Here is a 1,267-nt window from a genome sequence, read left to right as displayed (position 1 = left end):
AAATACGCAATCCCTGCTGTTGATCTTCGATGTGATAGCCAACATCCAAATACGGCTTTTGTACTTTGCTTCTTATTCTTTCAAGGTTGAGCTGAGGAGTCGTGTTAGAAATGTCTTGCCCGATATCATGAACTAACGTACCACCAAAGCGTTTGATTTTCCCTTGTTTATCCCGGTGTAAAACGATCTGTTTCCCCCAGATCGGAATTCCTTTGTAGGTTTGTTGATACCGGACGTGGACATCACCATTTTTGTCTTGGTTGGCTTTAAGCTTTTGAACATTATTGCCCGGCTTTAATCCAAGCGCTTTGGCGACATTTTGGGTCGCGGCAAGGTTTTGCTTTTCGAGAGAAACCACACGTCCATGATTTGGCTCTAATCGCTCCAACTGAGCGGCAGAGAGAGAAGGTGAAACAAGAAGTGGTGACACCAACACAAAGCCAACTACGAGCTTGCGCTGATATTTTGATCCTAGATCCATCGGTAAGTCCCCTATTTTGCACAAATAGCAAAGCCAAACTGACAGATTTTATGCGCCGAATAATCCCTTAACAGGACGTTAGGCTTATTGATCTTATTCTGTTCATTGAGTCTAGCACAGGAATTTATAGACCTTATGGATGAGTTTATGGCGATTCAACGCTCTCGACACATGCCTTTAACAATTTGCATATAACCTTTTGATGTTGAAACTGTCGCATTTATTGCACAAATCACACAAAAATTGATTGTATATGTAATTATGCAAACGTTTGTGTGACTCATATCGCTTACAAATATTACTGATGTTATTAATATTTGCCCGAATCAATTATAAGGTATGACGTACCCATGAAAACAATTAAAACTTCTCTCGCTCTCCTTATCGGTGCCGCTTTACTGACTGGCTGCAATGACGACGACACGAAATACGTAAACGTTCAGCCAACTGAAGTAAAGATTGCCACCTACAACCTCTCTTTTGACCGCGCGACCTTCGAAGCTTTAGTAAATGAAATGCAAATTGAACCAGCGCAGCAAGCTGCATTGGTTACAGCCTATTTAGACGGCTCCATCGCAGCTGAAGACAAAACCACTGCGGAAAAGGTCATTCAAATTCGCAACGTTGCTGCGATCATTCAAAAGAATCGCCCTGATGTACTGATGATGGCGGAATACAACAACGACGGAACAGGCGAAGACAAAGCAGCCCTTGAAGGCTTCCAAAAGAACTACCTGTCTGTTGCACAAAGCCTCGATGGCGCGGGCGGAGAAGCAAACCTCGAAC

At 43.2% G+C, this 1,267-nt stretch carries 2 pseudogenes; one reads left to right on the top strand and one right to left on the bottom strand.

The window, feature by feature from the left end:
• A pseudogene (locus tag R7O12_RS25480) lies at window positions 1–481 on the bottom strand (peptidase); the annotation flags it as partial.
• A 350-nt stretch (window positions 482–831) separates the two neighbouring features.
• Here R7O12_RS25480 and R7O12_RS25475 point away from each other — a divergent pair.
• Window positions 832–1,267: pseudogene (locus R7O12_RS25475) on the top strand (endonuclease/exonuclease/phosphatase family protein); the annotation flags it as partial.

Source organism: Vibrio sp. Vb1574 (assembly GCF_033338675.1).
This window is presented reverse-complemented; position numbering and strand designations above follow the sequence as displayed.